Origin of the sequence: Collinsella aerofaciens (assembly GCF_039752985.1) — a bacterium.
GTDB lineage: Bacteria > Actinomycetota > Coriobacteriia > Coriobacteriales > Coriobacteriaceae > Collinsella > Collinsella aerofaciens_BT.
Genome location: NZ_JBDMHA010000122.1, coordinates 1 through 2,273, shown reverse-complemented (window position 1 = coordinate 2,273; position 2,273 = coordinate 1). Strand labels below are relative to the sequence as shown.

Genomic DNA, 2,273 nt, shown 5'->3' with positions numbered 1-2,273 from the left:
ATGGTTCGATGTCTGCCCGGATGCGACACTGAAGTAAGTGTCCATCCTCGCAGTATCCGGTTCTCAAGGTGCACGCCTGCGCTGGTTCCCGGTTCCACCGGGCCGCGCGGCAAGGAGATATATTGCCAGACCGGAGGGGCCCCGTGGGCGGGAATCTGGGCGTACACATTTCCTACACATCTAAGTACTCTCGGCTGGCTGGTTAAAAACAGGAGGGGACCTCGCATCCGAGATCCCCTCTTTCGCCCATCTATAGCAATAGACTCTTAAATACCTTATGCCAGCAGCTTGCGACCGGACTCCTCGATCGCGTCAAGTGCTGCATCTGCCTCGGCGGCATCCGCGCCCTTAGCGAAGATGTACAGCTTAATCTTGGGCTCGGTGCCGGAAGGACGAACAATACCCTTGTTGCCACCCTCAAGATCGAACTCAATGACGTTAGCCTTCGGCAGGCCGTTCACGCAGGTGTTGTAATCCACGACGGCCTCAATCTTGGAACCGGCGAGCTCCGCGGGCGGGTTCTCGCGCAGACCGGCCATGATGCCGGCCATCTTTGCCGCACCCTCAGCGCCCGGATAGCTCAGCGAAATCGTCTTGTTGTGATAGTAGCCATACTTCTCGTACAGCTCGTGCATCGCATCGGCAAGGTTCTTGCCCTGGAGCTTGTAATACTGTGCCATCTGGCAAATCAGAAGCGAAGTGCTCACGGCGTCCTTGTCGCGCACGTGGTCGCCGGCCAGATAGCCGTAGCTCTCCTCGAAACCGAAGATAAAGCGATCGACCTCGCCAGCATCGGAAAGCGAGGTAATGATGTCACCGATGTACTTGAAGCCCGTCAGGCAGCGACGGAGCTCAAAGCCGTACTCGTCGGCCAGTGCGTCAACCATAGCGGAAGAAACGATAGTAGTAACGGCAACCTTCTTGGTGAGATCCTCGCCGCGGGCGGCACGTGTCTTGCAAATATAGTCGAGCAGCAGGACGCCCATCTCGTTACCAGTCAGCAGCAGGTAGTCATCACCATTCTTGACGGCAACGCCAACACGGTCGGCGTCGGGATCGGTTGCAAGCAGCAGATCAGGGTGAACCTGCTCGCAGAGATCGATGCCCTTCTGCATGGCCTGACGGATCTCGGGGTTAGGATACGGGCAGGTCGGGAAATCGCCGTTAGGCTCCTTCTGCTCGGGAACAACCGTGACATCGGTGATGCCAGCGCGCTCGAGCACCGTCGTGACGGGAATGAGGCCAGTGCCGTTGAGCGGAGTGTAGACGAGCTTAAGCGGTGCGCCGGCAATCTCCTCGGCAGAAAGGTTAGTCACGCCGCGGGCGAGAACGGCGTCATAATAACGCTCGAGGCACGAGTCATCGATCCAATTAACCAGACCCTGCTCAAGAGCCTCATCAAAGTCCATGGACTTCACGCCGGTAAACGTATCGGTCTCGGCGATAGCCCTAGAAATTGCATCGGCGGCCTCACTGGTGATCTGGCAGCCGTCGGGGCCATAGGCCTTATAGCCGTTATAAGGCGCTGGATTATGACTAGCGGTCATGCAAATGCCACCGGAGCACTTAAGGTCACGGACGGCCCAGGAAAGCGTCGGCACGGGAGAAATCTTAGGATACACGAGAGCAGTCACGCCGTTTGCCGCAAGAATGGCAGCCGTCGTCTTAACGAACAGTTCACCCTTATTGCGGCTATCGCGAGCGATGGCAACCATCGGATGCTCGAAGGTCGCATTGAGGTAGTCAGCGAATCCCTGCGTCGCGCGACCGACCGTATAAATATTCATACGGTTAGTGCCTGCACCGATAGTGCCACGTAGACCGGCGGTACCGAAGGCGAGATCTTGGAAGAAAGCGTCGGTGATGGCGTCTTCGTCACCCTGCTCCTTCATTGTGTTGAGCTCAGCGAGGAGCTCCTCGTCCTTGACATTGGCAATCCAAGTATCAAGCAGCTCATGAACATCTGCCATGTGAGTCCTTCCGTCACAATCAATAAAACAACCCGTATAAAACAGGACAAGCGCATCAGCGCGCTAAAGCAAATATTAGTCCATTGAGAACAGAGAACCGGCCACAGAACGGTGAACGTTTATATTCACCGGTGGATGATTGGATTGATTAAATTGCTTAGAGAATGTCATCTGTAACGCAAAAAAGGGGGAGGCCGCGAGGCCTCCCCCTTCTCAATTCAAGCGCACGGCTCGGTGCCGTCCACCGGTCAGCGGCGCCCTGGCCTCCCACGGGCTGACCCCGCAGTACTCTCGGCGCGATGG

At 56.8% G+C, this 2,273-nt stretch carries 1 protein-coding gene; it reads right to left on the bottom strand.

The annotated features are described in order from the left end of the window. Window positions 1-275: 275 nt before the first annotated feature. The gene (locus tag ABHR76_RS09905; RefSeq protein ID WP_346977630.1) at window positions 276-1,970 is read right to left on the bottom strand and encodes a phospho-sugar mutase; all 1,695 of its coding nucleotides are present in this window, start codon (window positions 1,968-1,970) and stop codon (window positions 276-278) included. Window positions 1,971-2,273: the final 303 nt, after the last annotated feature.

Excerpts from the sequence above, each read along its gene's own strand:
- ABHR76_RS09905 (WP_346977630.1), bottom strand. The coding sequence starts at position 1,970 with ATGGCAGATGTTCATGAGCTGCTTGATACTTGGATTGCCAATGTCAAG.